Source organism: Lysobacter arseniciresistens ZS79 (assembly GCF_000768335.1).
GTDB lineage: Bacteria > Pseudomonadota > Gammaproteobacteria > Xanthomonadales > Xanthomonadaceae > Novilysobacter > Novilysobacter arseniciresistens.
Genome location: NZ_AVPT01000002.1, coordinates 141588 through 165454 on the forward strand (window position 1 = coordinate 141588; position 23867 = coordinate 165454).

Sequence of the window (23867 nt, forward strand, 5' to 3'; positions counted from 1 at the left end):
GGCACGCCACAGGGCGCGATTATGACGGTTTGATGACCGATCCGCTCACGCGGGCTTCATCCGGGGGTGCCGACCCGTGCTGATACCATCGGCCGGCGCCGATCCCGGTGCGCCCCACCCCACGCTCAATGGACGACGACCCTAGACCTCCGCCTGCCGGCCGCCGCGCCCGCCCATCCCGCAGTCCGTTTCCCCTTCGACCAGGAGCCCGCCCATGCTGGAGCTTCTGATCGTCCTCGCCCTGATCGTGCTCAACGCCTTCTTCGCGATGTCGGAGATGGCTCTGGTGACCTCCCGCAAGCTGCGCCTGAAGCAGCTGGCCGAGGATCCGGCCGCGCCCAGCCGCGCCGCCCGCAAGGCGCTGGCGCTGGCCGAACACCCCGACAACCTGCTGTCGACCGTGCAGGTCGGTATCACCCTGATCGGCGTGCTGACCGGCCTGTTCGGCGGCGAGGCGATCGGCATGATCATCGCCGGCTGGCTTGAAGGCCTGTGGCCCGACGCGCGCGAGTACGCGCAGCCGATCGGCATCGGCACAGCGGTCGCGCTGATCACCGCCGCCCAGGTGATCTTCGGCGAGCTGGTGCCCAAGCGGCTGGCGATCACCAACCCGGAGCGGATCGCCTGCGCGGTCGCCATCCCGCTGTCGGCGCTGGCGAGCGCGGCCACCCCGGTGGTGCTGGCGCTGGGCGCGATCAACCGGGCGGTGCTGCGGCTGCTGGGCATCCGCGACGACGCCCGCAGCGCGATCAGCGAAGAGGAAATCCGCCTGCTGGTGAGCGAGAGCCACGAGCAGGGCGTGATCGACGCCGACGAACGCAAGATGGTCAACCGCGTGCTCGGCCTCGGCGACCGCACCACCGACAGCCTGATGACGCCACGCACGCGGATCACCTGGCTGGACGCCGACGCTTCGCTGGACGACAACCTCGCGGTCATGCGCAGCTCGCCGTTCTCGCGCTTCCCGGTGTTGCGCGGCAACGACCAGGACGTGGTCGGCGTGGTCGAGGCCAAGTCGCTGCTGCGTGCGCTTGCGCCGGGCGTGCCGATCGACCTGTTCGGCGACATGCGCGAGGCGCTGTTCGTGTCCGAGTCGACCCATGCGATGAAGCTGCTGGAGATCTTCCGCGAGGAGCAGCAGTCGCTGGCGCTGGTGGTCGACGAGTACGGCGACGTGACCGGCGTGGTCACGGTCAACGACGTGATGAGCGCAGTGATCGGCCGGGTGCAGGCCGGAAACCCGGCCTCGGAGCATTACGAGGAAGGCGACGCGCCGGTGGTCGAGCGCGCCGACGGCTCGTGGCTGATCGACGGCTCGCTGCACGTGGAGGACCTGCGCGAACTGCTCGGCGACAACGTCCCGGGCGAGGATGAACATGATTTCCACACTGCCGCCGGCATGGTGATCGCCCACTTCGGGCGCATCCCCAACGTCGGCGAGACCTTCTCGTGGCCGGGCTGGAGGATCGAGGTCGTCGACCTGGACGGCCCGCGCATCGACAAGTTGCTGCTGTACCGAGAGGTCGCGCAGGATTCCGACGGCGATGAAACCACCGGCTAGGCAGGCCCGCGAAACCCTTTCCGAGGCCGGCACGCGTGCCCTGCTAGACGCCTTCGCGGTCGGCGACCCCGACGAGGTGCTGCAGCTGGGCGACGTGTTCGCCGGGCTCGGCAAGCGTTCGTTCGGGATGCTGCTGTTCGTCTCCACCCTGCCCGCCTTCATTCCGATCCCGGGCGTGGGCGGCGCGATCAGCGGGCCGCTGGTGGTGCTGGTCGGCGCGCAGTTGCTGCTGGGCCGGCGGACGCCGTGGTTGCCGCGCTTCATCGCCCGCCACGGGCCGCACCGCCACGCGATGCTGCGTTTCCGCGACCGCCTGTCGCCGTGGCTCGCGCGGCTGGAGCGGCTGGTCCGCCCGCGCGCGACGGCGATGCTCGACTACCGCCCGGCCGGCGCGGTCACCGGCCTGCTGCTGGTCCTGCTGGGCCTGTTGCTGTCGCTGCCGATTCCGTTCACCAACTTCCTGTTCGGCGCGTTGCTGCTGCTGTTCGCGCTGGCTCTGCTGGAGCGCGACGGCAAACTGATGATCGTGGCGTGGCTCGCCGGAGCGGTGGCGGTGGCGGTGTTCGGCGTGTTGTCGGGGCAACTGGCGGCGATGGCGGCGCGCTGGGCCGACCTGCTGGTCTGAGCGTCGCCGCGGGCCGATCAGCCCCGGTCGAGCATCTTGTCCAGCACGGTGCGCGGGGCCGGCTCCGGCAGCGGCCGGTCGTCCCGCAACTGCGCCATGAACGCCTCCAGCGCCATCGGCTGGCCGAGCCAGTAGCCCTGCGCCTGGTCGCAGCCGCGCTCGCGCAGCAGGCCGTACTGGCCCTCCTTCTCCACGCCCTCGGCGACCACCGTGATGCCCAGCGAGTGCGCCATCGCGATGATCGCCGTGGTCAGCGCGAGGTCGTCCGGGTCGCGCAGGATGTCGGCGACGAAGCTGCGGTCGATCTTCACCCCGTCCACCGGCACCCGGCGCAGGTGGCTCAGGCCGGAAAAACCGGTACCGAAGTCGTCCAGCCACACCTTCACGCCGGTCTCGCGCAGGCGCGACAACAGCTTGCCGGCGAGGATCTCGTCGCCGATCACCGCGGTCTCGGTCAGCTCGACGTGCAGGTGTTGCGGGTCCAGTCCGCTGTCGGCCAGCGAGGTGGCGACCACCTGCGGCAGGTCGCCGCTGCGCAGCTGCCGCGGCGACACGTTGACCGACACGAACAGCGGCGGCTCGCCGGGCCGCGCCCGCTGCCAGTGCACCGCGTCGCGGCAGGCGGCGTGCAGCACCCTCGGGCCGATGGTCTCGATCAACCCGCTCTGCTCGGCGACGTCGATGAACACCGAGGGCGCCACCTGCCCCAGCTCGGGGTGCTGCCAGCGCAGCAGCGCCTCGGCGCCGACCAGGCGGCCGTCGGACAGGCGGTGGATCGGCTGGTAGGCCAGGCTCAGCTCGCCGCGCGCCCAGGCGCCGCGCAGCTCCTGCTCCATGTGTACGCGCCGCTCGACCGCCTGGTCCATCGCCCGGCTGTAGAAGCGGTAGCAGTTCTTGCCGGCGACCTTGGCCTGGTACATCGCGATGTCGCCGTTCTTCATCAGCGCGGTCGCGCTGGAGGCGTCGTCGGGGAACAGGCTGATGCCGATCGAGGTGCCAAGGAACACCTGCCGCCCCTGCAGCGACAGCGGTGCGCCCAGCGCGGTCACCAGCGCCTCGGCCAGGCGCGTCGCGACCGCCCGGGCGTCGCCTTCGTGGCCGGTGCCGGCGTCGCTCTCCACCAGGATCACGAACTCGTCGCCGCCGAACCGCGCCAGCATCGCCTCGCCGCCGCCGAGCCGGTCGACCACCCGCCGGATGCGCTGGGCGAACTGCAGCAGCACCTCGTCGCCGACGTCGTGGCCCAGGGTGTCGTTGATGCGCTTGAAGTCGTCGATGTCGGCGAACAGCAGCGCCAGTTCGCGGCCGGCGCCATGCAGGCACAGCAGGTGCTGGTCCAGTGCCTCGCGGAACGCCAGCCGGTTGGCCAGGCCGGTCAGCGCGTCGGTATAGGCCATGCGGCGGATGTCGCGGTCGTGGCGAACCACGCTGTCGCGCATCCGCCCGAATGCACGCACCAGGTCGCCCAGCTCGTCCGCGCGCGCGCTCGACGGCAGTCGCCGGTCGCCACCGTCGCCGGGCTCCAGCTGGCCGAGCTCGATCTCGCGCGCGGCATCGGCCAGGGCGCGGATCGGTTGCACCAGAGAGCGGCGCACCAGCCACGACACGCCAAGGCCCAGCAGCAGCAGGCCGGCGCCGAACACCGCCAACCACGTGACGTTGCGCCGGCCGAGGTCGTCGAGGCGGGTGCGCAGGTCGCCGATCGCGCCCTCGCGGGTGGCCTGTATCGCGCCCAGGTCGTAGCCCACCCGCACGCCGCCCACGCGCTCGCTGCCGATCATCACCGGCATCGCCACGTCCATCAGCTCGTCGTTGAACTGCGTGTGGATCCGCCGCGCCTTGATCGCCTCGTAGGCGAGCGGGTCGGTCATGGGCCGGCCGTAGCCGCGGATCTCGTCGGTGCCGTCGTGCAGGATCTCGCCGTTGGCGTCGAACACCAGCACGTAGCGGGTGTCGGACTGGCGCAGCGCGGCCTTGACCAGCGCGCCGATGGCGTCGAGGTCGAAGTAGTACATCGGGTTGGCGAGCGAGTCGGCCAGCTGCACCACCGTGCCCTCGCCGCGCCGCTGCAGGCTGTCGCCGGCCATTTCGCTCATCGCCACGCGGCTGATGTGCTCGACCTCGTCCTGCATCGTGCCCTGGCGGTGCAGCAGCAGCGCGATCAGTGCCGCGACCACCAGCAGTCCGCCGCCCATCATCAGCAGGAACTGCGCGTGCAGGCCGGGCCGCAACTTCATTCGACCTCCGCCCGCACCCGCGCCACGCCGGTCCGGATCCGCTCCAGTGCCTGCTGCGACGCCGGGTCGACCGGCAGGAACCGGGTGGTCTGGAAGAACCGCAGCATCGCCTCGCGCGCGTCGGGGTCGCCGGCCGCCTCCACCAGCACCTGCCGCAGCCGCTCGCGCACGCGCGGGTCCATGTCACCGCGCACCAGTTCCACCGCCCGCGGGTAATCCTCCGTGCGGCCGATCACCACCAGGTCGGCCTTGAACGCCGGCGGCATCCGCCGCGGGTTGGTCCAGTCGAGGTTGCTCATCACCCCGGCGTCGACCAGCTCCTTGTGCACCCAGGTGGCGATGTTGAGCTCCGAGCGGGCGAACACGTAGCCCAGCGCGTCGGTGCCGATGCGGTCGAGCGGAGAAAGCAGGATCTCCAGCTCGATGCCGCGGGCCAGCAGTTCGCCGGCCGGCGCGAAGTAGGCGCTGGTCGACGACGGCCGCTGGAACGCGATCCGGTGGCCGCGCAGGTCGTCGAGCGACTCGATGCCGCTGTCGCGGCGAGCGAAGAAGATGCTGTGGTAATGGCTGGTGCCGTCGCGTTCGGTCACCAGCAGCGGCTCGGCGCCGGCGCGCTCGCGCAGCAGCATGCCGGTGCCGGCGGTTTCGGTGACCCAGTCGACCCGCCCGCGGCGCAGGTAGCTGGCCATCTGCTGCGAATCGCGCGCCATCAGGATCCGGCCCTCGCGGATGCCAACGTCGGCCATGCGCGGGACCACGTAGTCCAGCAGCGGTTCGAGCTGGCCGTAGTGGGTGCCGGGGTCGTCGCTGATCCGGCCGAGCACCAGCACGCCGTCGTCGGCCGCCGACGCCGGCGTGGCCCAGATGGATGCGGCAAGCAGCAGGGTTGCCAGGCGGCGCAGGCAGGCGATCAAGACGTGACCCCGGGGACGCCCGGTGTGCGGGCACCGCGGCAGCCTAATTCAAACGCAGGCGGTCCGATACTGCCGCGCCGGGTCAGTCGCGACGCGCGAGCATCGCCATGCGCTGCGCGTCGGACAGGATGCCGCGCAGCAGCCGGACCTCGCGTTCGTCGAGGTCGGCGCGCAGGAACAGCCGCCGCAGCTTGCGCATCGCCGAGTCCGGGGCCCGGCCCTTGTGGAAGTCGATGTCGTCCAGCGCCTCGCCGAGCTGGCCGAACAGTCCCTCCAGCTGCGCGTGGGACGCCGGCGGGTCGCGCGGCCCGGCGGGCTGGGCCGGCGCGGCGCCGGCCAGCAGCGCCAGCCGCAGCTCGTAGCTCAGCACCTGTACCGCGGCGGCCAGGTTCAGCGAGCTGTAGCCGGGATTGGCCGGGATGTGGACGGCGGCGTGGCACAGCTGCAGTTCGTCGTTGTCGAGCCCGGTCCGCTCGCGCCCGAACACCAGCGCGACCTCGGCCCCGCCGGCGGCGGCATCGACCGCGCGCGCGGCGGCGTCGCGCGGAAGCAGCTCCTCGAGCTGGACCCGCCGGCTGCGCGCGGTGCAGCCCAGCACCAGCCGGCAGTCAGCGACGGCCTCGGCCAGCGTGGCGTGCCGGACGGCGCCTTCGAGCACGTCGTCGGCACCGGCCGCCAGCGCCGATGACTCGGCGTTGGGCGCCTTCTCCGGCGCGACCAGCACCAGCCGGGCCAGCCCCATCGTCTTCAGCGCGCGGGCGGCCGAGCCGATGTTGCCGGGGTGCTGGGTGCCCACGAGGATGATCCGCAGGCGGTCGGCGGCGGCCTCCGCAGGCGCGCCCGGCGTCGATTCGGTGTTCATCGGGCAATGGTAAACTGCGCGGCCGGCCACGACCCCGTCGTGCGACCGCCGGCCCGCTCTTTCCCGCTGCCAGCCCGTCCCCACCTCCCGTCGAGGCCATTTGCCATGCAGAAACCCGCCGTCACCCTCATGGTCAAAGCCGCCCGCGCCGCCGGCAACGTGCTGCTGCGCCACATGCACAAGCTCGACGCGCTGAACGTGGTGGAGAAGGACCGGCTCGACTTCGCCAGCGAAGTCGACGGCTTGGCAGAGAAGGAGGTCATCAAGGAATTCCGCCGTTCGACCCCGGACTACGCGATCCTCGGCGAGGAAGGCGGCGCGGTGAAGGCGAAGAACGGAAGCCGATTCACCTGGGTGATCGACCCGCTCGACGGCACCAGCAACTACCTGCGCGGCATTCCCCACTTCTGCGTTTCGCTGGCGCTGGTCGAGAACGGCGAGCCGATCCACGGCGTGATCTTCGACCCGCTGCGCAACGAGTTGTTCACCGCCAGCCGCGGCAGCGGCGCGACACTCAACGACAAGCGCGTGCGCGTGGCCGACCGCAAGGACCTGGACGGCGCGATGGTGCTCACCGGCTTCCCGCCACGCGAGCGCCCGCGTGCCAGCGCCCAGCTGAAGTGCCTGGACACCCTGCTGGTCGAGATCGAGGACATCCGCCGCACCGGCTCGGCCGCGCTGGACCTGGCCTACGTGGCCTGCGGACGCGCCGACGCCTACTTCGAGGCCGGGGTGAAGCCCTGGGACATCGCCGCGGGCGCGCTGATGGTGCGCGAGGCCGGTGGCAAGGTGTCCGACTTCCGCGGCCGTCCGACCGGCCCGATGGACGCGCGCGGTGTCGACAGCCGGCCGTTGCTGGCCGGCAACATCAAGGTCGCCGAGCTGCTGCAGCAGCGGATCCTCAACACCGGATACGCCGCGGCGTTCGACTGACCCTCCCCGGCGGGACACAAAAAAGGCCACGCAACCGCGTGGCCTTTTTCGTGCCTGCGACGCGCCCCGCGGCTACGGGCGCCGGGCCAGCGCGGCCTCGTCCTTCGCCTTCGGCAGCAGGTCCTGCTTGGTGACCTTGAGGAAGCCCAGGGTCAGCAGCGGCGAGGCGATGAAGATCGACGACAGCGTACCGACCACCACGCCGATCAGCTGGGCCTCGGCCATGCCGCGCAGCGAGCCGCCGCCGTAGAGGTACAGCGCCAGCACCGCCAGGAACGCCACGAACGAGGTGATCACCGTGCGCGACAGGGTCTGGTTGATCGACGCGTTGATGATGGAGTCGGGGTCGGCCCGCATCGAGCGGAAGTTCTCGCGGATGCGGTCGAACACGACAATGGTGTCGTTGATCGAGAAGCCCAGCACCGCCAGCACGCCGGCGAGCACGGTCAGGTCGAACTCGTGGCCGGTCAGCGAGAACCAGCCCAGCACGATCACCACGTCCTGCAGCGAGGTGATGACCGCGGCGATCGCGAACTTCTTCTCGAATCGGAACGAGATGTAGATCAGGAACCCGACAACGACGAAGATCACCGCCCAGATGCCGTTGAGCGCGAGGTCGCGGCCGACCTGCGGGCCGACGAAGTCGCTGCGCACCACGGTGCCCGGGTTGTCCGGCGTCGATACCGCCTTCGTGATCTGCGCGGCGGCCTGGGCGTTGGCGGCGACGTTGTTCTCGGCGTCCTCGACCCCGTCCAGCTGCATGCGCACCAGCAGGTCGTTGCCCGAACCGAACGAGATCACCTGGGCGTCGCCGAAGCCGGCGTCGGCCAGTCGGCCGCGTGCCGCCTCGATGTTCACCGGCTGGGCGAAGCGCAGTTCGGTGACGGTGCCGCCGGTGAAGTCCAGCGCGAAGTTGAAGCCCTGCGTGGCGACCGAGCCGAGCGACACGATCGTCACGAGGATCGCCACCACGAAGGCGACCCACTTCATGCGCAGGAAGTTGATCTTCGGTTCGGCCGGGAAGATGGTCAGAAATTTCATGTGCGTTTCCCGTCAGATCGCGATGGACTTGAGTTTCTTGCGCCAGCCGTAGATCAGCGTGGCCATCGCGCGCGAACCGGACACCGCGGTGTACATCGAGGTCACGATGCCGACGATCAGCGACACCGCGAAGCCCTTGACCGGCCCGGTGCCGAACGCGAACAGCGCGACGCCTGCCAGGACCGCGGTCATGTTGGCGTCCATGATGGTGCCGGACGCCTTCTCGTATCCGGTGGCGATCGCGGTCTTGGGCGGCATGCCGGCGCGCAGTTCCTCGCGGATGCGCTCGTTGATCAGTACGTTCGCATCCACCGACAGCGCGACGGTCAGCGCGATGCCCGCCAGGCCCGGCAGGGTCAGGGTGGCGCCGAACAGCGACATCACCGCCACCAGCATCAGGATGTTGAGCAGCAGCGCGGCACAGGTAATCAGGCCGAACATGCGGTAGTAGACCAGGAAGAACAGCAGCGCGAAACAGAAGGCGAAGATGACCGCGGTCAGGCCGCGCTCGATGTTCTCCTTGCCCAGGCTCGGGCCGACGACACGCTCCTCGACGAAGTCCATCGGCGCCGCCAGCGAACCGGAGCGCAGCAGCAGCGCCAGGTCGGCCGCCTCGCGGGCGCTGTCCAGGCCGGTGGTCTGGAACTCCTTGCTGAAGACGCCGTTGATGGTGGCGACCGAGATCACCTCCTCGCTGACACGGGTGGTCCGGACTTCCTCGCCGTTGACCATCCGCACCTCGGGGATGCGCTCGATGTAGACCACCGCCATCGGCTTGCCGACGTTCTGGCTGGTGAAGTCGAACATGCGCTGGCCACCGGAGGCATCCAGCCGCACCGACACCGACGGCGTGCCGGTCTGCGGGTCCATGCCCGAGGTGGCGCCGATCAGCTGGTCGCCCGAGGCGATCACGCGCTTGTTGAGCAGGATCGGGATCGGCTTGCCGTCCGGGCCGAGCTCCTTGCGGTAATAGACCTTGGCCTGTGGCGGCACGTTGCCGCTGGCGACCGCGTCGTAGGCGTTGCCCTCGACCACCGCGCGGTACTCGAGGGTGGCGGTAGCACCGATCAGCCGCTTGGCTTCGGCGGTGTCCTGCACGCCGGCCAGCTCGACCACGATGCGGTCGCTGCCCTGCCGCTGGATCAGCGGTTCGGCCACGCCGAGGGCGTTGATGCGGTTGCGCAGGGTGCCGAGGTTCTGCTCCAGCGCGGCGGTCGCCATGCGCTGCAGTTCGGCATCGGGAATCGACAGGGTGATCGTCCGGCCTTCGACCTCGGCGGTCAGCGCCGGCTGGCTGGTGGCGATCTGCTGGCGCGCCTTTTCGACATCGGCGGCGTCGGCCAGGGTGATGACCACGCGGTTGTCGGGACGGCGGCTGACCGACTCGTAGCGGATGCGGGCGTCGCGCAGCACCACCCGGGCGTCCTCGACGATCGCGGTCACGTGCTTGTCGAGCGCGGCTTCCTGGTCGACCTGCATCAGGAAGTGCACGCCACCCTGCAGATCGAGGCCGAGCGACATGCCCTTGGCGCCCAGCGCCGTCAGCCAGTCCGGCACGGTCGAGGCGAGGTTGAGCGCCGACACGTAGTCGCTGCCGAGCACCGGCTCCAGCGCGTCGGAGGCCTCGCTCTGGGCCTCCGCACTGGGCAGCCGGACCAGCACGTCCTCGTCACCCAGCTCGACCGCCTTGACCGGCACGCCGGCGGCGTCGAGCGCGGTTTCGATACGCTCAACCAGCGCGGCGTCGACCGGTGCGCCGCGGGCGGCGGTGACCTGGACGGAGGGATCCTTCTGGTACAGGTTGGGCAACGCGTACAGCGTGCTCAGCAGGATGGCCAGCACCAGTACGACGTATTTCCAGCGCGCGTAAGTCAGCATCGATTGCCCCTGCGGCAGCTCCCCGGCCGCCGTTGGTCAAGTGGTGTGGCGGCGGCTCAGGCCGACTTCAAGGTGCCCTTGGGCAGGACGTTGGCGATCGAGCCCTTCTGCACGCGGATACGCACGTTGGCGGCGACCTCGACGGTGATGAAGTTGTCGCCCAGGTCGACCACGGTGCCCGCAATGCCGCCGTTGGTCAGCACTTCGTCGCCGCGCGAGAGCTTCTCCAGCATCGCCTTGTGCTCCTTGGCGCGCTTCATCTGCGGGCGGATCATCAGGAAGTACATCACGCCGATCAGCAGGATCGGGAACAGCAGCGACATGCCGAAGCCGCCCGGCTGGGCCGCGGTCTGGGCGTGGGCGGGGGCGATCACGAGGTCGAGCAGGTTCATGTCGGTATCCGTGAAGGACTGAAAATAGCCGGGGATTATGCCACGGCGGCGGCGCTGGCCTTGCCGGGACGGGCGTTGGCGGGAGCGGTGGGCCCCGCCGGCCGTCATCCGGGCGTGCGGGCCGCGTAGAAGGACTCGCGGAAGGCGCCGAAGGTTCCCTGCGCGATCGCCTCGCGCATGCCGGCCATCAGCCGCTGGTAGTGGCGCAGGTTGTGCAGGGTGCCCAGCATCGGCCCGAGCATCTCGTTGCAGCGGTCCAGGTGGCGCAGGTAGCTGCGGCTGAAGCCGCCGGCGCAGGCGAGGCAGTCGCAGCCTTCCTCGATCGGGCCCAGGTCCTTCTCGTACTTCGAGTTGCGGATGCGGACGACGCCTTCGGCGGTGAAGAAGTGGCCATTGCGCGCGTTGCGGGTCGGCATCACGCAGTCGAACATGTCGACCCCGCGCGCGACCGCCTCGACCAGGTCCTCCGGCCGACCGACGCCCATCAGGTAGCGCGGACGGTCGGCGGGCAGTTGCGGCGCGGTGTGGTCGAGCATCGCGTTGCGCTCGGCCTCCGGCTCGCCGACCGCGAGGCCGCCGATGGCGTAGCCGTCGAAGCCGATGTCCTTGAGCGACGCGGCCGAGCGCGTGCGCAGCTCGCGGTGCACGCCGCCCTGGACGATCCCGAACAGTGCCGCGTCGTTGCCCTCGTGCGCCCGCTTCGAACGCTCGGCCCAGCGCAGGCTCAGCTCCATCGAGGCGTGCGCGACCTGCTCGGTGGCCGGGTACGGCGTGCACTCGTCGAAGATCATCACGATGTCCGAGCCGAGCACCTTCTGGATCCGCATGCTCTCCTCGGGACCGAGGAACACCCGGCTGCCGTCGGTCGGCGCGGCGAAGGTGACGCCCTGCTCGGTGATCTTGCGCTTGTGTGCGAGCGAGAACACCTGGAAGCCGCCCGAATCGGTCAGGATCGGCCCGTCCCAGCGCTCGAAGCCGTGCAGCCCGCCGTGCGCCTCGATCACCTCCAGCCCCGGCCGCAGGTACAGGTGGAAGGTGTTGCCGAGGATGATCTCGGCGCCCAGCTCGCGGACCTGCTGCGGCAGCACGCCCTTGACCGAACCATAGGTGCCGACCGGCATGAACGCCGGGGTCTCGACCGTGCCGCGCGGGAAGCTCATGCGGCCGCGGCGGGCGGCGCCGTCGGTGGCGAGCAGCTCGAACGACATCCGGCTCATGCGCGCGCCTCCGGCCACAGCAGCATCGCGTCGCCGTAGGAGAAGAACCGGTAGCCGGCGTCGATGGCGTGGCGATAGGCGGCGAACACCCGCTCCTTGCCGGCGAACGCGGAAACCATCATCAGCAGGGTGCTCTCGGGCAGGTGGAAGTTGGTGACCAGCGCGTCGACCGAGCGGATCCGGTAGCCGGGCAGGATGAACAGGCGGCTCTCGCCGGCGAACGGCTGCAGCTCGCCGTCCGGGTTGGCGTCGGTGCGCTGTATCGCGGTCTCCAGCGCGCGCACGACGGTGGTGCCGACGGCGATCACGCGCCCACCGGCTGCGCGCGTGCGGCGCACCTGCTCGACCAGCGCCGCGCCGACGTTGATCCACTCGCTGTGCATCACGTGCTCGGACAGGTCGTCGACCCGGACCGGCTGGAAGGTCCCGGCGCCCACGTGCAGGGTGACGTGGCCGGACTGCACCCCCATGGCCGCGAGCGTGTCGAGCAGCGGCTGGTCGAAGTGCAGGCCGGCGGTGGGCGCGGCGACCGCGCCGGTGTTGCGGGCGAACACGGTCTGGTAGCGCTCGGCGTCGTCGGCGCCGGGTTCGCGCTGGATGTACGGCGGCAGCGGCAGCCGGCCGGCGTGCAGCAGCCACTGCTCCAGCCCCTCGGCCACGTGGAAGCGCAGGTGGTAGAACTCGCCGTCGCGACCGAGCACCTCGGCCACGCCACCGGCGTCCAGCGTGATCCGCGCGCCGGCCTTCGGCGACTTGCTCACGCCCAGTTGCGCACGCGCGTCGGCACCGCCAAGCAGGCGCTCGATCAGGATCTCGACCCGGCCCCCGGTCGCCTTGGTACCGAACAGCCGCGCCGGGATCACCCGGGTGTCGTTGAACACCAGCAGGTCGCCGGCGCGCAGCAGCCCGGGCAGGTCCGAGAACACATGGTCGGAAAATGGCGCCGGGGCCGGCGGCACCTGCAGCAGGCGGCTGGCCGAACGTTGCGGCAGCGGCGCCTGGGCGATCAGCCCGGGCGGCAGGTCGTAGGTGAAATCGGACTTCTTCAACGGGAGGCTCGCGGCACGCGACGGCCGCGGGAGGCGGCGCCGGGAAAACGGCACAGTGTACTGGTGGCGGGGGTTATGCCCCACCGGCCGCGCATGGTAGAATCGCGCAACCATTTGTTTTTTAACGGAAAACGCTGGACCACGGGATTCATCCAAACGGGTAATGGGCGCCGCCTGGCGCCGCAACAGACCCGACCTGTGCGTTTCCGGGGCGTTTTCCGCATCACAGGAGAACCGACCCGAATGTCCAGCGCTTCCGATTCCATCGTCGCCCGGCTCGCACCGCTGCGCGCCCACGGCGGCGAACGCCGCACGGTCGGCCTCGACGACGCCACCCTCGCCCGTTTCGCCGGCAATGCCGACCTGGCGGCGGCGGTCGATGCCGCGGTGGCCGAGTACGGCCGCATCCGCGACGGCGCGCTGGGCCGCCAGGCGGCCGATCTGCTCGAACTCGACGAGCGCGCGCAGGCCGAGACCATCCAGGCCGGCTACGTCAACTTCTACCAGGACGACGCGGTCAACCCGTACGTCGCCCTCGCCGCCCGCGGGCCGTGGGTCGTCACCCTCAAGGGCGCGGTGCTGCACGACTCCGGCGGCTACGGCATGCTCGGTTTCGGGCATGCGCCGGCCAGCGTGATCGAGGCGATGGCCAAGCCGCAGGCGATGGCCAACATCATGACCCCGAGCGTGTCGCAGCTGCGCTTCAGCGGCATGCTGCGCGAGGCGATCGGGCTTGGCCGCGAGTGCCCGTACAGCCACTTCCTGTGCCTCAACTCGGGCTCCGAGTCGGTCACCCTCGCCGCCCGTATCGCCGACACCAACGCGCGGACGATGACCGACGAAGGCGGCCGCCACGCGGGCCGCACCATCAAGCGCGTGGTGGTCAAGGGTGGTTTCCACGGCCGCACCGACCGCCCGGCGCTGTACTCGGATTCCACCCGCAAGACCTACCTGCAGTACCTGGCCAGCTACCGCGGTGAGGACAGCGTCATCGCGATCCAGCCGTACGACACCGCGGCGCTGGAGCAGGTGTTCGCCGATGCCGAGGCCAACGGCTGGTTCATCGAGGCGATGTTCCTGGAACCCGTCATGGGCGAAGGCGACCCGGGCCGCAGCGTGCCGGTCGAGTTCTACAGCGCCGCCCGCCGGCTGACCAAGGACCACGGCTCGCTGCTGCTGGTCGACTCGATCCAGGCCGGCCTGCGCGCCAACGGCGTGCTGTCGATCGTTGACTACCCCGGCTTCGAGAACGTCGAGGCGCCGGACATGGAGACCTACTCCAAGGCGCTCAACGCCGGCCAGTACCCGCTGTCGGTGCTCGCGGTCAGCGAGCACGCCGCCGGGATCTACCGCAAGGGCCTGTACGGCAACACCATGACGACCAACCCGCGCGCGCTCGATACCGCCTGCGCGGTGCTGTCGATGGTGACGCCCGACGTGCGCGAGAACATCCGCGCCCGAGGCGCCGAGGCGATCGCCAGGCTGGAGAAGCTCAAGGCCGAGCTCGGCGGGCTGATCACCAAGGTCCAGGGCACCGGCCTGCTGTTCTCCTGCGAGCTCTCGCCGCAGTTCAAGTGCTACGGCGCCAACTCCACCGAGGAGTGGCTGCGCGAGCACGGGATCGGCGTGATCCACGGCGGCGCCAACTCGCTGCGCTTCACCCCGACCTTCACCATGACCGGCGAGGAACTCGACCTGCTGGTGTCGATGGTCGGCCGCGCGCTCCGCGAAGGCCCGCGTGCCAGCGAGGCCGCCGCGGCCTGAGCGGATGCGCCGACGCAGTGACGAAAAGGCCGGGCATGCCCCGGCCTTTTTTGTGCGCCGCGGTTCCAGCCTAGGATAGGTCCCGGCAAGACACCCTCTATCGAAGTGATACGAAGAATCGAATGGAGCATTTCGATAGAGGAAGGCAATGTAGGTAGCACCCAGGCAGCCATCGCGACCAAGGAGCCCCACATGAGCAAGAACGACGCCCGCCACCCCGGTTCCACCACCGGCACCGGCGCCCCCGCCCCGAGCGACCGCAACTCGCTGACGATCGGCCCGAACGGCCCGATCCTGCTGCACGACGTGCACTTCCTCGAGCAGATGGCGCACTTCAACCGCGAGAAGGTCCCCGAGCGCCAGCCGCACGCCAAGGGCGCCGGCGCGTTCGGCGTGTTCGAGACCACCGAAGACGTGTCGAAGTACACGAAGGCCGCGCTGTTCCGGAAGGGCGCGAAGACCGACATGCTGGCGCGCTTCTCCACCGTCGCCGGCGAACAGGGCAGCCCCGACACCTGGCGCGACGTGCGCGGCTTCTCGCTGAAGTTCTACACCGACGAGGGCAACTACGACCTGGTCGGCAACAACACCCCCGTGTTCTTCGTGCGCGACCCGATGAAGTTCCCGCACTTCATCCGCAGCCAGAAGCGCCTGCCCGACTCCGGCCTGCGCGACAACCACATGCAGTGGGACTTCTGGACCAGCAACCCGGAGACCGCGCACCAGGTCACCTACGTGATGGGCATCCGCGGGCTGCCGCGGACCTGGCGGCACATGAACGGCTACGGCTCGCACACCTACATGTGGGTGAATGCCGAGGGCGAGAAGTTCTGGGTCAAGTACCACTTCCACACCGAGCAGGGCATGCAGTACTTCAGCAACGCCGAGGCCGCCGAGATGGCGGGCCGCGACGCCGACTTCCACCGCGCCGACCTGTTCAACGCGATCGCCCGCGGCGAGCACCCGAAGTGGAAGCTCTCGGTGCAGGTGATGCCCTATGCCGACGCCGCCGACTACCGCTTCAATCCGTTCGACCTGACCAAGGTCTGGCCGCATGCCGACTACCCGCTGATCCCGGTCGGCACGATGACGCTCAACCGCAACCCGGAGAACTTCTTCGCCCAGATCGAGCAAGCGGCGTTCTCGCCGGGCAACACGGTGCCGGGGATTGGCTTGTCACCCGACAAGATGCTGCTGGGCCGCGCGTTCGCCTATGCCGACGCACAGCGCAACCGGATCGGCACCAACTTCCACCAGTTGCCGGTCAACCAGCCGAAGGTGCCGGTCAACAGCTACATGTTCGACGGCCAGATGGCCTACCACCACAGCGGCCACGCGCCCGTGCACGCGCCCAACAGCGGTGGCCGGCCGTGGGCGGACCAGACCGGCGCGGTCGACGATGGCTGGGAGGCCGACGGCGAGATGGTGCGCAGCGCCTACACCCTGCACGCCGAGGATGACGACTTCGGCCAGCCCGGCACGCTCGTGCGCGAGGTGCTGGGCGACGCCGAGCGCGACGCGCTGGTCGACCAGGTCGCCGGCAGCCTGCTCGGCGGCGTGCGCAGCCCGGTGCTGGAGCGCGCGTTCGAGTACTGGAAGAACATCGACCCCGGCGTCGGCCAGCGGATCGAGGACAAGGTCCGCGCGGGCGCCGCGCCGGAACCGGCCGAAGGCATGGGCGAAGGTTGAAGCCTGCCGCGTGTGCGGCGACGCTGCGTGTCAGCGTCGCCGCCGCGACAGCCAGGCCAGGCCGGCCACCAGCAGGACCGCACCGCCGATCCACCAGGGCCAGTGGGAGGCCCGCGGCGCGGCGGTACCGGTCACGGCGACGGCGGCACTCGCCTGCGGCACAGCCGGGGTGGCGGGGTTGCGGTTAGCGCGCGGCGCCAGCTGCCATGTGCCGTCGATCAGGCGGACACGCCCGGCCAGCGACGGCAGCACCAGTTCGCGCCACGTCACGCGCAGGTCGCCGATCTGCGGGTCGAGGGGGTTCTCGGAGCTCGTCAGGCCGTCGCCGTCGGGCTGGAACGTCGCCGACAGGTTGCCCGGCAGCCGCGAGAAGTTCGGACGGAAATCCTCCCAGCGACCGAGGACCTTGAGTACGGTGACGTCGATCGGCCATCCGTCGAGGGTGGCGTCCTGCGCCCACACGCGCAGGCTGTCGAGCGGGATCGACGGCGGGTTTTCATGCCCCGGGGCGAAGCCCGACGAATCGACCAGCGCCGCCTTCCAGGCGCGCTCGTAGCGGCCGTCGCCGGTGCGCAGCCACTGGAACATCTCGACCCGGCGGTCGAGCCCGAAGCGGTGGGTGCCCACGCCGAACTCGCGGTCGACCAGCTCCCCGCCGGACGCCAGCGAGCCTTCCGGCGCGGCATCGAGCGGCACCTGCGCGGACACGGTGCCGGCGGCGAGCCACGTCGCCGCCAGCCACGCGCAGGCAAGCACCACGAGCCGCTTCATGCAGCCAGCGCCCTCGCCCGCAGTTCGGCCACCTCGTGCTCGGTGGCGTAGCGGCCGCGCTCGTCGCGGGTCACGCTGGCGAGCGCGCAACCCGGGTCGTGGGTGAAGAACAGATGGACGTTGCGCGCGAGCTTGTCGGCCAGGAACGCCTGCTTCTCGTCGATCAGCAGTTCGGCGTTGCGGTCGTAGCCCATCGTGATCGGCACGTGCACCCACGGCCGCCCGGGGATCAGGTCGGCGCAGAACACCACGCCGCCGTGGGCTTCGCCGTCGACGCGCTCGGGCCCGACGATCTCGGCCAGCATCAGGCCCGGCGTGTGTCCGTCGCTGTAGTGGAAGCGCACGGCGTCGCCGAGTGTCTTCGAATATTCACCGTCGACCAGTTCCAGCCGCCCGGTCGTCTCGATCAGCGCCGGCAGTTCCGGGATGAAGCTGGCGCGGTCGCGCGGGTGCGGCGCCAGCGCGCGCTGCCAGTGTTCGCGGCCGATCACGTAATGCGCGTTGGGGAACACCAGCCGCAGCGGCTCGCCCTCGGCATGCGGCGCCAGCAGGCCGCCGGCGTGGTCGAAGTGCAGGTGCGACAGCACCACCACGTCGATGTCGGCGGGCTGGAAACCGGCCCCGGCCAGCGACTCGAGCAGCACGTGGCGGTCCTCGACCACGCCGTAGCGTTCACGCAGCTTCGGTTCGAAGAACGCGCCGATGCCGGTCTCGAACAGTACGGTCTTCCCCGCCAGCGGCGCCGCCAGCAGCGCGCGGCAGGCCAGCTCGATGCGGTTGGCGTCGTCCGGCGGCGACCACTTGCTCCACATCGCCCGCGGCGCGTTGCCGAACATCGCGCCGCCGTCGAGCTTCTGGCTGTTGCCCATCAGCGACCAGAGTTTCATGCCGGCTCCCGTCCATTCGCAGCCCCGCTGCACCAACGCCATGATCGGCGATCGGGCGATGGAGGGGAACCTCACGCCGTTCCGCGGGGCGGGGCACAGTGTCCCGCGCCACCGGCGTGCAACCCCAAGGGTTCTCGCCGCATCCTTTCCAGTGAGGGCCGGAACCACGGCCGGCCGTTCCCCCAAGGAGGACACGATGCGCAAACCACTGCTGCCGGCGCTGGTCGCCGCCGCCCTGCTGGCAATCCCGTACGTCGCCGCGGCGCAGCAATGCCCGGGCGACGAGCATTTCCGCAAGGCCCGCGGGGTCGTCGAGGACCTGCAGCGGATCGTCACCCCCGACGGCATCCAGGACACCTACAAGACGGAGATCGGCGGCATCGACCAGTGGGTCAACGTGCGCGGCGAGCACCGCGACAACCCGATGATCCTGTTCGTCCACGGTGGCCCCGCCTCGCCGACGATGCCGAGCACCTGGCAGTTCCAGCGGCCAATCGAGGAGTACTTCACCGTCGCCCATTACGACCAGCGCGGCGCCGGCAAGACCTACCTGGAGACCGACCCGGAGTCGATCGCCGACACCATCCGCATCGACACCTACGTCGACGATGCGATCGAGCTCGCCGAGCACCTGCGCGAGCGCTACGGCAAGGACAAGCTGGTCCTGGTCGGCCACAGCTGGGGCACCGTGGTCGGCATGAAGGCCGCGCTCGAGCGCCCCGACCTGTTCCACGCCTACGTCGGCATCGGCCAGGTCATCAACACCGCGACCAACGAACGGCTCAGCGTCGAATACGGCCTGCAGCAGGCCCGCAGGGACGGCAACGCCACGGCGATCGCCGAGATCGAGTCGATCTCGCCCTACCCCGGCGACCAGCCGATCACCCGCGAGCGCATCATCATCGCCCGCAAGTGGCCGCAGCACTACGGCGGCCTCAACGCCTACCGCGACGCCGGGCAGGACTACTACTACAGCGCGTCGCTGCTGTCGCCGGCATACGACTGCGAGGACCGCGAGGCGTTCTTCGAGGGCAACGTGTTCACCCTCGGCCGCCTGCTCGATGCGTTCCTGCAGGTCGACATGAGCGGCGTGGATGAATTCCCGATCCCGGTGGTGATGTTCCTGGGCCGGCACGACTACACCACCCCGTCGGCGCCCACCGCCGAGTGGCTGGAGCAGGTCGATGCGCCGTACAAGCGCGCGGTGTGGTTCGAGAACTCCGCGCACATGATGCCGTGGGAGGAGCCCGGCAAGACGCTGGTGAGCCTGCTGCGGTACGTGCGACCGCTGGCGGTTCCGGCCGACGCGGATACCGCGCCACCGGCGACTGCGCGGTAGCGGCAACGGGTCGCCGCCGCGGCCGTCGTGATGCGCGCCAAGCGGTGGGGCGCATACTGCGTCCGCCAACCGCGGTAGTGAGGAGACCGCCGTGCGGATACTTGCAGCGACCACCCTCGCCCTTGCCGTGCTGTTCATGATGCTTCCAGCGAGGGCGCAGTCGGTACCCGAACACACCCGGCTGGTGAACTGCCCGGCCGTTATGGAACTTTATCTGCCCGGGGACTACTACTTCTGCATCGGCGGCCACCGGCTGGCGGATGGCTACGCCAGAGCGGCGATCGACTATTTCGAGCGCGCCGCCGGGTGGGGCCACAAGCGTGCCCAGTACGTACTCGGCTTGATGCATTTCCAAGGTGATGGCACGCCGTCAAACCGTCCGTTGGGGCTGGCGTGGATGACATTGGCCGCCGAACGCCACGACCGCGACATGGACGCCGCGCTGGCGTATGCACGACGACACTCGAGCAAGGTCGAACGCCAGCGGGCCGAGCATATGCTGGCGGAAATGTGGCCGGCCTACGCCGATGAGTTTACTGTCAGGCGCGCCGCGACCCGTTACGAACGCGAAACCCGCGACCTGCGGCGCGCAACGGCGCGGGACCCCTTCTCGAGGGTCTATATCGCGGGCCTCGGGCAGGGCTCCGCCAGCAGCATGCTTATGCGCATGGATCAGCGTGCGGACCGATTCTTCGATGGGGCGCGCAGCGGCGATGTGAGACTGGGCCCGCTGGAGGTGGTCGATGAGCCTCGCGCGCTAGACCACGGGGATGACATGAAAGAAGACGGACCCTGACATCACCTCTGCCGATTTGTGATCAGGGATTCGTGGTTGACTCCGGCAGCACCGCGGCCTCGCCGACCGGGTTGCGCGGGTCGGTGCCGCCGGACAGCTCGCCGCTGCGCTTGTCCCAGGCGACCGCCTGCAGGTTGCCCCAGGTGTCCTCGCCGGCGTTGACGGTGTGGCCCATCGCCTCCAGCGTCTTCACAGTCGACGGCGACAGCGCGCCCGCCTCGGCCGAGATGACGTCGGGCAGCCACTGGTGGTGATAGCGCGGCAGCGCGGCGACCTGCTGGGCGTCGAGGCCGGCATCGAAGCCGAGGATGCCGACCAGCACCTCGGTGATGATCCGGCTGCCGCCCGGCGCGCCGAGGATCGCCACCTTGTCGTCGGACTCGATGAAGGTCGGCGTCATCGAACTGAGCATGCGCTTGCCCGGCTCCACCGCGTTGGCCGCGAAGCCCATCACGCCAAAGGCGTTCGGCGTGCCGGGCTTGAGCGCGAAGTCATCCATCTCGTTGTTGAGCAGCACCCCGGTGCCCGGCGCGACCAGGCCGGAGCCGTACAGCAGGTTGACGGTCTGGGTGGCCGACACCCGGTTGCCTTCGCCATCGATGATCGAGAAGTGGGTGGTCTCGTCGTCCTCGAGCGGCACCGGCTGGCCGGACAGCAGGTCGCTCGGGGTGGCCCGGTCGGGGTGGATGGTGGCACGCAGGCCGGCGGCGTAGGCCGGGTCGGTCAGCAGCGCCAGCGGCATATCGACGAAGTCCGGGTCGCCCAGGTAGATCGTGCGGTCGCGGTAGGCGCGCCGCATTGCTTCGACGACCAGGTGGATGCGGTCGGGCTCCTCCATCGCGGCCAGGTCCCAGCCGCCCAGGATCTGCAGCATCTGCGCCAGCGCGACGCCGCCCGACGACGGCGGCGGCGCGGTGACGACGTGCCAGCCGCGGTAGTCGAACCCGATCGGCTCGCGCAGGCGGACCTCATAGCCGGCGAGGTCATCGACGGTCCAGCGGCCGCCTTCCTCGGCCACCGAGGCGATCAGCGCCTGGCCGACGTCGCCGCGGTAGAAGCCGTCGAAGCCCTGCGCGGCGATCAGTTCCAGCGTGCGGGCGAGATCGGGCTGGCGCAGGGTCTCGCCGACCTGCGGCGGGTCGCCGTCCGCCAGGAACACCTCGCGGGTGCCGCGGTAGCGTTCCATCACCGCGCTGCGGCGGGCGTAGCCGCGTTCGAGCCGCTCGTAGACCGGGAAGCCTTCGCGGGCGATGCGGATCGCCGGTGCCAGCGAGGTCGACAGCGGCAGCTCGCCGTACTCGCGCGCCAGGTGCACCAGCGCCGCCGGCAGGCCGGGGATGCCGGCCGACCACGGGCCGTTGGTGGCGCGGTCGCGGTCGAGCCCGCCGTCGGCGTCGAGGTAGGCCTCGGGCGTGGCCGACGCGGGCGCGGTCTCGCGCGCGTCGATGAACACGTCGCGGCCGCTGTCGGCGTCGTGCAGCAGGAAGAACCCGCCGCCGCCCAGGCCGGAACTGATCGGTTCGACCACCGACAGCGTCGATGACACCGCCACCGCCGCGTCGAACGCGTTGCCGCCGCGGCGGATCATCTCCAGCCCGGCTTCGGTGGCGAGCGAGTGCGCGCTTGCGATCGCGGTGCCCGGCGGGGTGATCGCGGCCGCGGCCGCGGTGGGCGCGCCGTCATGCGCGGGGGCGGTGGTCGCGCAGCCGGCCAGCAGGCCGGCCAGGACGCCGGCGGTCAGAACCGGTCGCAGTGCCTTGTGCATCGCTCGCTCCTGTTGGTCACGAACCCTGTTGCAGGCGCAGCAGCTTGGCCAGCAGTTGCTCGTGTGATTCGGAAAGGTCCGGATCGGGGTCGATGCACTCGACCGGACAGACAACGACGCATTGTGGCTCGTCGAAGTGGCCCACGCACTCGGTGCACCGGGCCGGGTCGATCACGTAGATGGTTTCGCCCTGCGATATCGCCTGGTTCGGGCAGGCCGGTTCACAGACGTCGCAGTTGACGCACAGATCGTTGATCTTGAGGGACATGGGGCTCGCGCATCGGGACGCCCGCGCCCGCCGAGGCGGCAGGCGCGGGCCCCTGCATCACTTGGCCTCGACGAACTGGTAGTTCACGCCGGCCGGCTCGACCGCGGCGCGCACGCGCTCGTTGTCGGCCGCGTCGCCGATGAAGAGCAGCTTGACGCCCTTCATCGAACCCGGATCGACCTTGGCGAACGCGCCGACGACGATGTCGGCCATCATCGCCGACTCCGGCGAGCCGAACGCGACCAGGTTGCCCTCGACGATGCCGCGCTGCATCGCGACCTCGATCTCTTCCTTCAGCCGCTCGTGCGCGCCCTCGAAGCCGGCCGACTCGGACGACGGCAGGTAGTACAGGTACGGGTTGTTGCTGATGTCGCCCATGTTGCGGGTGACCACGTCGGACAGGTACACGCCCCAGGCCTGCTCGTCGTTGTTGTCGGCGGGACGGGTCACGGCCGGCTTGGCGTCGGCGTCGGCGACGGTGTCGGAGGCGGCATCGTCCTTCTGGCAGGCGGCCAGCAGCGGCAGCGACAGCAGGGCGATCAGCAGCAGGCGGGTGGTGGTTTTCATCGTAGCTCCCCTGGTTGGGTCGGAAAGGCGGGTGGGACGGGTGGATCGGAAGGTCACGGCTGGCTGCGCCGCCACTGGGCCTGCAGCGCATCGGCCACCGCCGGCGGGACAAAGCCGGAAACATCGCCGCCGAGGCGGGAGATCTCGCGCACCAGCGACGACGAGATGAATCCGTACTGCTCGGCCGGGGTCAGGAACAGCGTCTCGACCTCGGGAATCAGGTGGCGGTTCATGCTCGCCAGCTGGAACTCGTATTCGAAGTCCGACACCGCGCGCAGGCCACGCATCAGCACGCCCGCGCCGACCTCGGACACGAAATGCGCCAGCAGCGAATCGAAGCCGCGCACCTCGACGTGCGGATGGTGGGCGACGGCGTCCCGCGCGAGCTGCACGCGCAGCTCCAGCGGCAGCGCGGGACGCTTGGCCGGGCTCTCGGCGACCCCGATGATCAGCCGGTCGAACAGCTGCGCGGCGCGGTCGACGAGGTCGACGTGGCCGTTGGTGATCGGGTCGAAGGTGCCGGGATAGACGGCGATTCGTTTGCGGGCCAGGGTCATTGGTCGGCGGCTTCGGTGGGGCGGCCATCCAGGCCTGCCGGGTCGTCCGGCAGTGTATCAGCGGCCCCGCCGGGCGACCCGCCGGCGCGGCGGTACAGGGCGTGCCGGACCTCGCGCGTGCGGCCCTCGCGGTGCAGCCGCCAGCCGGCCGGTACCGCAACGTGGCCGTCGGCGGGCGCCTCGACATACAGCCAGCCGTCGCCGGCGACGACCGGGTCCAGCGCCGCCAGCACCGGGTCCCACAGCCCGGCGCCGAACGGCGGGTCGACGAATGCGATGTCGAAGCCGTGGCGCGGCTGGCCGGCGAGCCATGCGACCGCGTCGGCCTGTACGACGCTGGCGGCCTCGCCGCCGGGCAGGCGCAGGCTGGCTTCCAATAGGGTGCGCGCCTGCGAGGCATCGCGTTCGACCAGCACCGCCGAGACGGCGCCGCGCGACAGCGCCTCCAGCCCGAGCGCACCGCTGCCGGCGAACAGGTCGAGCACGCGGGCACCCGGAAGCACCGGCGCGAGCCAGTTGAACAGGGTTTCGCGGGCACGGTCGGAGGTCGGTCGCAGCCCGTCGATGTCGAGCACCGGCAGGCGGCTGCCACGCCAGCGGCCGCCGATGATCCGGACCTGTCCGGGCGTGGCTCGCGATGCCGGCTGGCGCGCCGCGGGGGCCGCGCCGGTGCGCCTCGGGCGGGGTTTCTTCATCGGGACGGGTTCCGGGCCGGTGCTAGCATGTGCGGCCATTGTCCAACATGTCCCGGGCCG

At 70.3% G+C, this 23867-nt stretch carries 22 protein-coding genes; 7 read left to right on the top strand and 15 right to left on the bottom strand.

Annotated elements, in window-relative coordinates; translation table 11 throughout:
* Nucleotides 1–214: 214 nt before the first annotated feature.
* Both N799_RS02040 and N799_RS02045 read left to right on the top strand, forming a co-directional pair.
* A complete protein-coding gene (locus N799_RS02040) occupies nt 215–1561 on the top strand; it encodes a hemolysin family protein (protein WP_036207096.1) in 1347 nt (448 codons plus the stop codon).
* Complete coding sequence (locus N799_RS02045; protein WP_052100998.1) at nt 1545–2186, top strand: exopolysaccharide biosynthesis protein; 642 nt, start codon at nt 1545–1547, stop codon at nt 2184–2186. Before N799_RS02040 ends, N799_RS02045 begins: the two co-directional genes overlap by 17 nt.
* A 17-nt stretch (nt 2187–2203) precedes the next feature.
* Here the strand turns inward: N799_RS02045 and N799_RS02050 are convergent, their stop codons facing one another.
* The 3 genes from N799_RS02050 to N799_RS02060 all read right to left on the bottom strand — a co-directional run bounded on the left by N799_RS02050 (nt 2204) and on the right by N799_RS02060 (nt 6199).
* Nucleotides 2204–4423 (bottom strand): putative bifunctional diguanylate cyclase/phosphodiesterase, encoded by a 2220-nt coding sequence (locus N799_RS02050; RefSeq protein WP_052101000.1) that lies wholly within the window; start codon nt 4421–4423, stop codon nt 2204–2206.
* Nucleotides 4420–5334, bottom strand: coding sequence for a phosphate/phosphite/phosphonate ABC transporter substrate-binding protein (locus tag N799_RS02055; RefSeq protein WP_036207296.1), 915 nt, complete (start codon nt 5332–5334; stop codon nt 4420–4422). Before N799_RS02055 ends, N799_RS02050 begins: the two co-directional genes overlap by 4 nt.
* Before the next feature lie 85 nt (nt 5335–5419).
* The gene (locus N799_RS02060; RefSeq protein ID WP_052101004.1) at nt 5420–6199 is read right to left on the bottom strand and encodes an RNA methyltransferase; all 780 of its coding nucleotides are present in this window, start codon (nt 6197–6199) and stop codon (nt 5420–5422) included.
* A 105-nt stretch (nt 6200–6304) separates the two neighbouring features.
* Here N799_RS02060 and N799_RS02065 point away from each other — a divergent pair, with 105 nt between their 5' ends.
* Nucleotides 6305–7132, top strand: coding sequence for an inositol monophosphatase family protein (locus tag N799_RS02065; RefSeq protein WP_036207098.1), 828 nt, complete (start codon nt 6305–6307; stop codon nt 7130–7132).
* Between the two features lie 72 nt (nt 7133–7204).
* Here the strand turns inward: N799_RS02065 and secF are convergent, their stop codons facing one another.
* From secF to queA, 5 genes are all read right to left on the bottom strand, one after another.
* Nucleotides 7205–8173: a protein translocase subunit SecF gene (gene secF, locus N799_RS02070; protein ID WP_036207100.1), complete on the bottom strand. Its 969-nt coding sequence runs from the start codon at nt 8171–8173 to the stop codon at nt 7205–7207.
* Between the two features lie 12 nt (nt 8174–8185).
* Nucleotides 8186–10051, bottom strand: a complete 1866-nt coding sequence (gene secD, locus N799_RS02075; RefSeq protein WP_036207102.1) for a protein translocase subunit SecD — start codon at nt 10049–10051, stop codon at nt 8186–8188.
* Nucleotides 10052–10107: 56 nt separating this feature from the next.
* Nucleotides 10108–10443, bottom strand: coding sequence for a preprotein translocase subunit YajC (gene yajC, locus N799_RS02080; protein ID WP_036207104.1), 336 nt, complete (start codon nt 10441–10443; stop codon nt 10108–10110).
* Nucleotides 10444–10547: 104 nt separating this feature from the next.
* The gene (gene tgt, locus N799_RS02085) at nt 10548–11660 is read right to left on the bottom strand and encodes a tRNA guanosine(34) transglycosylase Tgt (RefSeq protein ID WP_036207301.1); all 1113 of its coding nucleotides are present in this window, start codon (nt 11658–11660) and stop codon (nt 10548–10550) included.
* Entirely contained in the window at nt 11657–12709 is a 1053-nt protein-coding gene (queA, locus tag N799_RS02090; RefSeq protein WP_036207106.1) for a tRNA preQ1(34) S-adenosylmethionine ribosyltransferase-isomerase QueA, read from the bottom strand. The genes tgt and queA overlap by 4 nt, the downstream gene beginning before the upstream one ends.
* 243 nt (nt 12710–12952) lie before the next feature.
* Here queA and N799_RS02095 point away from each other — a divergent pair, with 243 nt between their 5' ends.
* Together N799_RS02095 and N799_RS02100 are read left to right on the top strand one after the other, a co-directional pair.
* Nucleotides 12953–14473: an aminotransferase class III-fold pyridoxal phosphate-dependent enzyme gene (locus N799_RS02095; RefSeq protein WP_036207108.1), complete on the top strand. Its 1521-nt coding sequence runs from the start codon at nt 12953–12955 to the stop codon at nt 14471–14473.
* A gap of 192 nt (nt 14474–14665) precedes the next feature.
* Nucleotides 14666–16162 carry a catalase gene (locus N799_RS02100; RefSeq protein ID WP_036207110.1) on the top strand — a complete coding sequence of 499 codons (1497 nt, stop codon included), beginning with the start codon at nt 14666–14668 and terminating at the stop codon, nt 16160–16162.
* A gap of 30 nt (nt 16163–16192) precedes the next feature.
* On the opposite strand, the gene N799_RS02105 is transcribed toward N799_RS02100, so the two are convergent.
* Together N799_RS02105 and N799_RS02110 are read right to left on the bottom strand one after the other, a co-directional pair.
* A complete protein-coding gene (locus tag N799_RS02105; RefSeq protein WP_036207112.1) occupies nt 16193–16933 on the bottom strand; it encodes a TMEM43 family protein in 741 nt (246 codons plus the stop codon).
* Nucleotides 16930–17820: an MBL fold metallo-hydrolase gene (locus N799_RS02110; protein WP_036207114.1), complete on the bottom strand. Its 891-nt coding sequence runs from the start codon at nt 17818–17820 to the stop codon at nt 16930–16932. Before N799_RS02110 ends, N799_RS02105 begins: the two co-directional genes overlap by 4 nt.
* Before the next feature lie 196 nt (nt 17821–18016).
* Between N799_RS02110 and N799_RS02115 the strand changes: the two genes are divergently transcribed.
* On the top strand, nt 18017–19159 hold the full coding sequence (locus N799_RS02115) for an alpha/beta hydrolase (RefSeq protein WP_036207117.1): 1143 nt from the start codon (nt 18017–18019) through the stop codon (nt 19157–19159).
* Between the two features lie 91 nt (nt 19160–19250).
* Entirely contained in the window at nt 19251–19955 is a 705-nt protein-coding gene (locus N799_RS02120; protein ID WP_152597781.1) for a tetratricopeptide repeat protein, read from the top strand.
* 22 nt (nt 19956–19977) lie between these two features.
* On the opposite strand, the gene ggt is transcribed toward N799_RS02120, so the two are convergent.
* From ggt to rsmD, 5 genes are read right to left on the bottom strand one after another with little or no spacing between them, the layout of a single operon-like run.
* Nucleotides 19978–21720, bottom strand: a complete 1743-nt coding sequence (gene ggt / locus N799_RS02125; protein WP_036207122.1) for a gamma-glutamyltransferase — start codon at nt 21718–21720, stop codon at nt 19978–19980.
* A 16-nt stretch (nt 21721–21736) separates the two neighbouring features.
* The gene (locus tag N799_RS02130; protein WP_036207125.1) at nt 21737–21988 is read right to left on the bottom strand and encodes a YfhL family 4Fe-4S dicluster ferredoxin; all 252 of its coding nucleotides are present in this window, start codon (nt 21986–21988) and stop codon (nt 21737–21739) included.
* A 57-nt stretch (nt 21989–22045) separates the two neighbouring features.
* Nucleotides 22046–22555 (bottom strand): hypothetical protein, encoded by a 510-nt coding sequence (locus tag N799_RS02135; protein ID WP_036207128.1) that lies wholly within the window; start codon nt 22553–22555, stop codon nt 22046–22048.
* A gap of 53 nt (nt 22556–22608) precedes the next feature.
* Nucleotides 22609–23112, bottom strand: a complete 504-nt coding sequence (gene coaD, locus N799_RS02140) for a pantetheine-phosphate adenylyltransferase (RefSeq protein WP_036207130.1) — start codon at nt 23110–23112, stop codon at nt 22609–22611.
* Nucleotides 23109–23807 carry a 16S rRNA (guanine(966)-N(2))-methyltransferase RsmD gene (gene rsmD / locus N799_RS02145; protein ID WP_052101007.1) on the bottom strand — a complete coding sequence of 233 codons (699 nt, stop codon included), beginning with the start codon at nt 23805–23807 and terminating at the stop codon, nt 23109–23111. The genes coaD and rsmD overlap by 4 nt, the downstream gene beginning before the upstream one ends.
* Nucleotides 23808–23867: the final 60 nt, after the last annotated feature.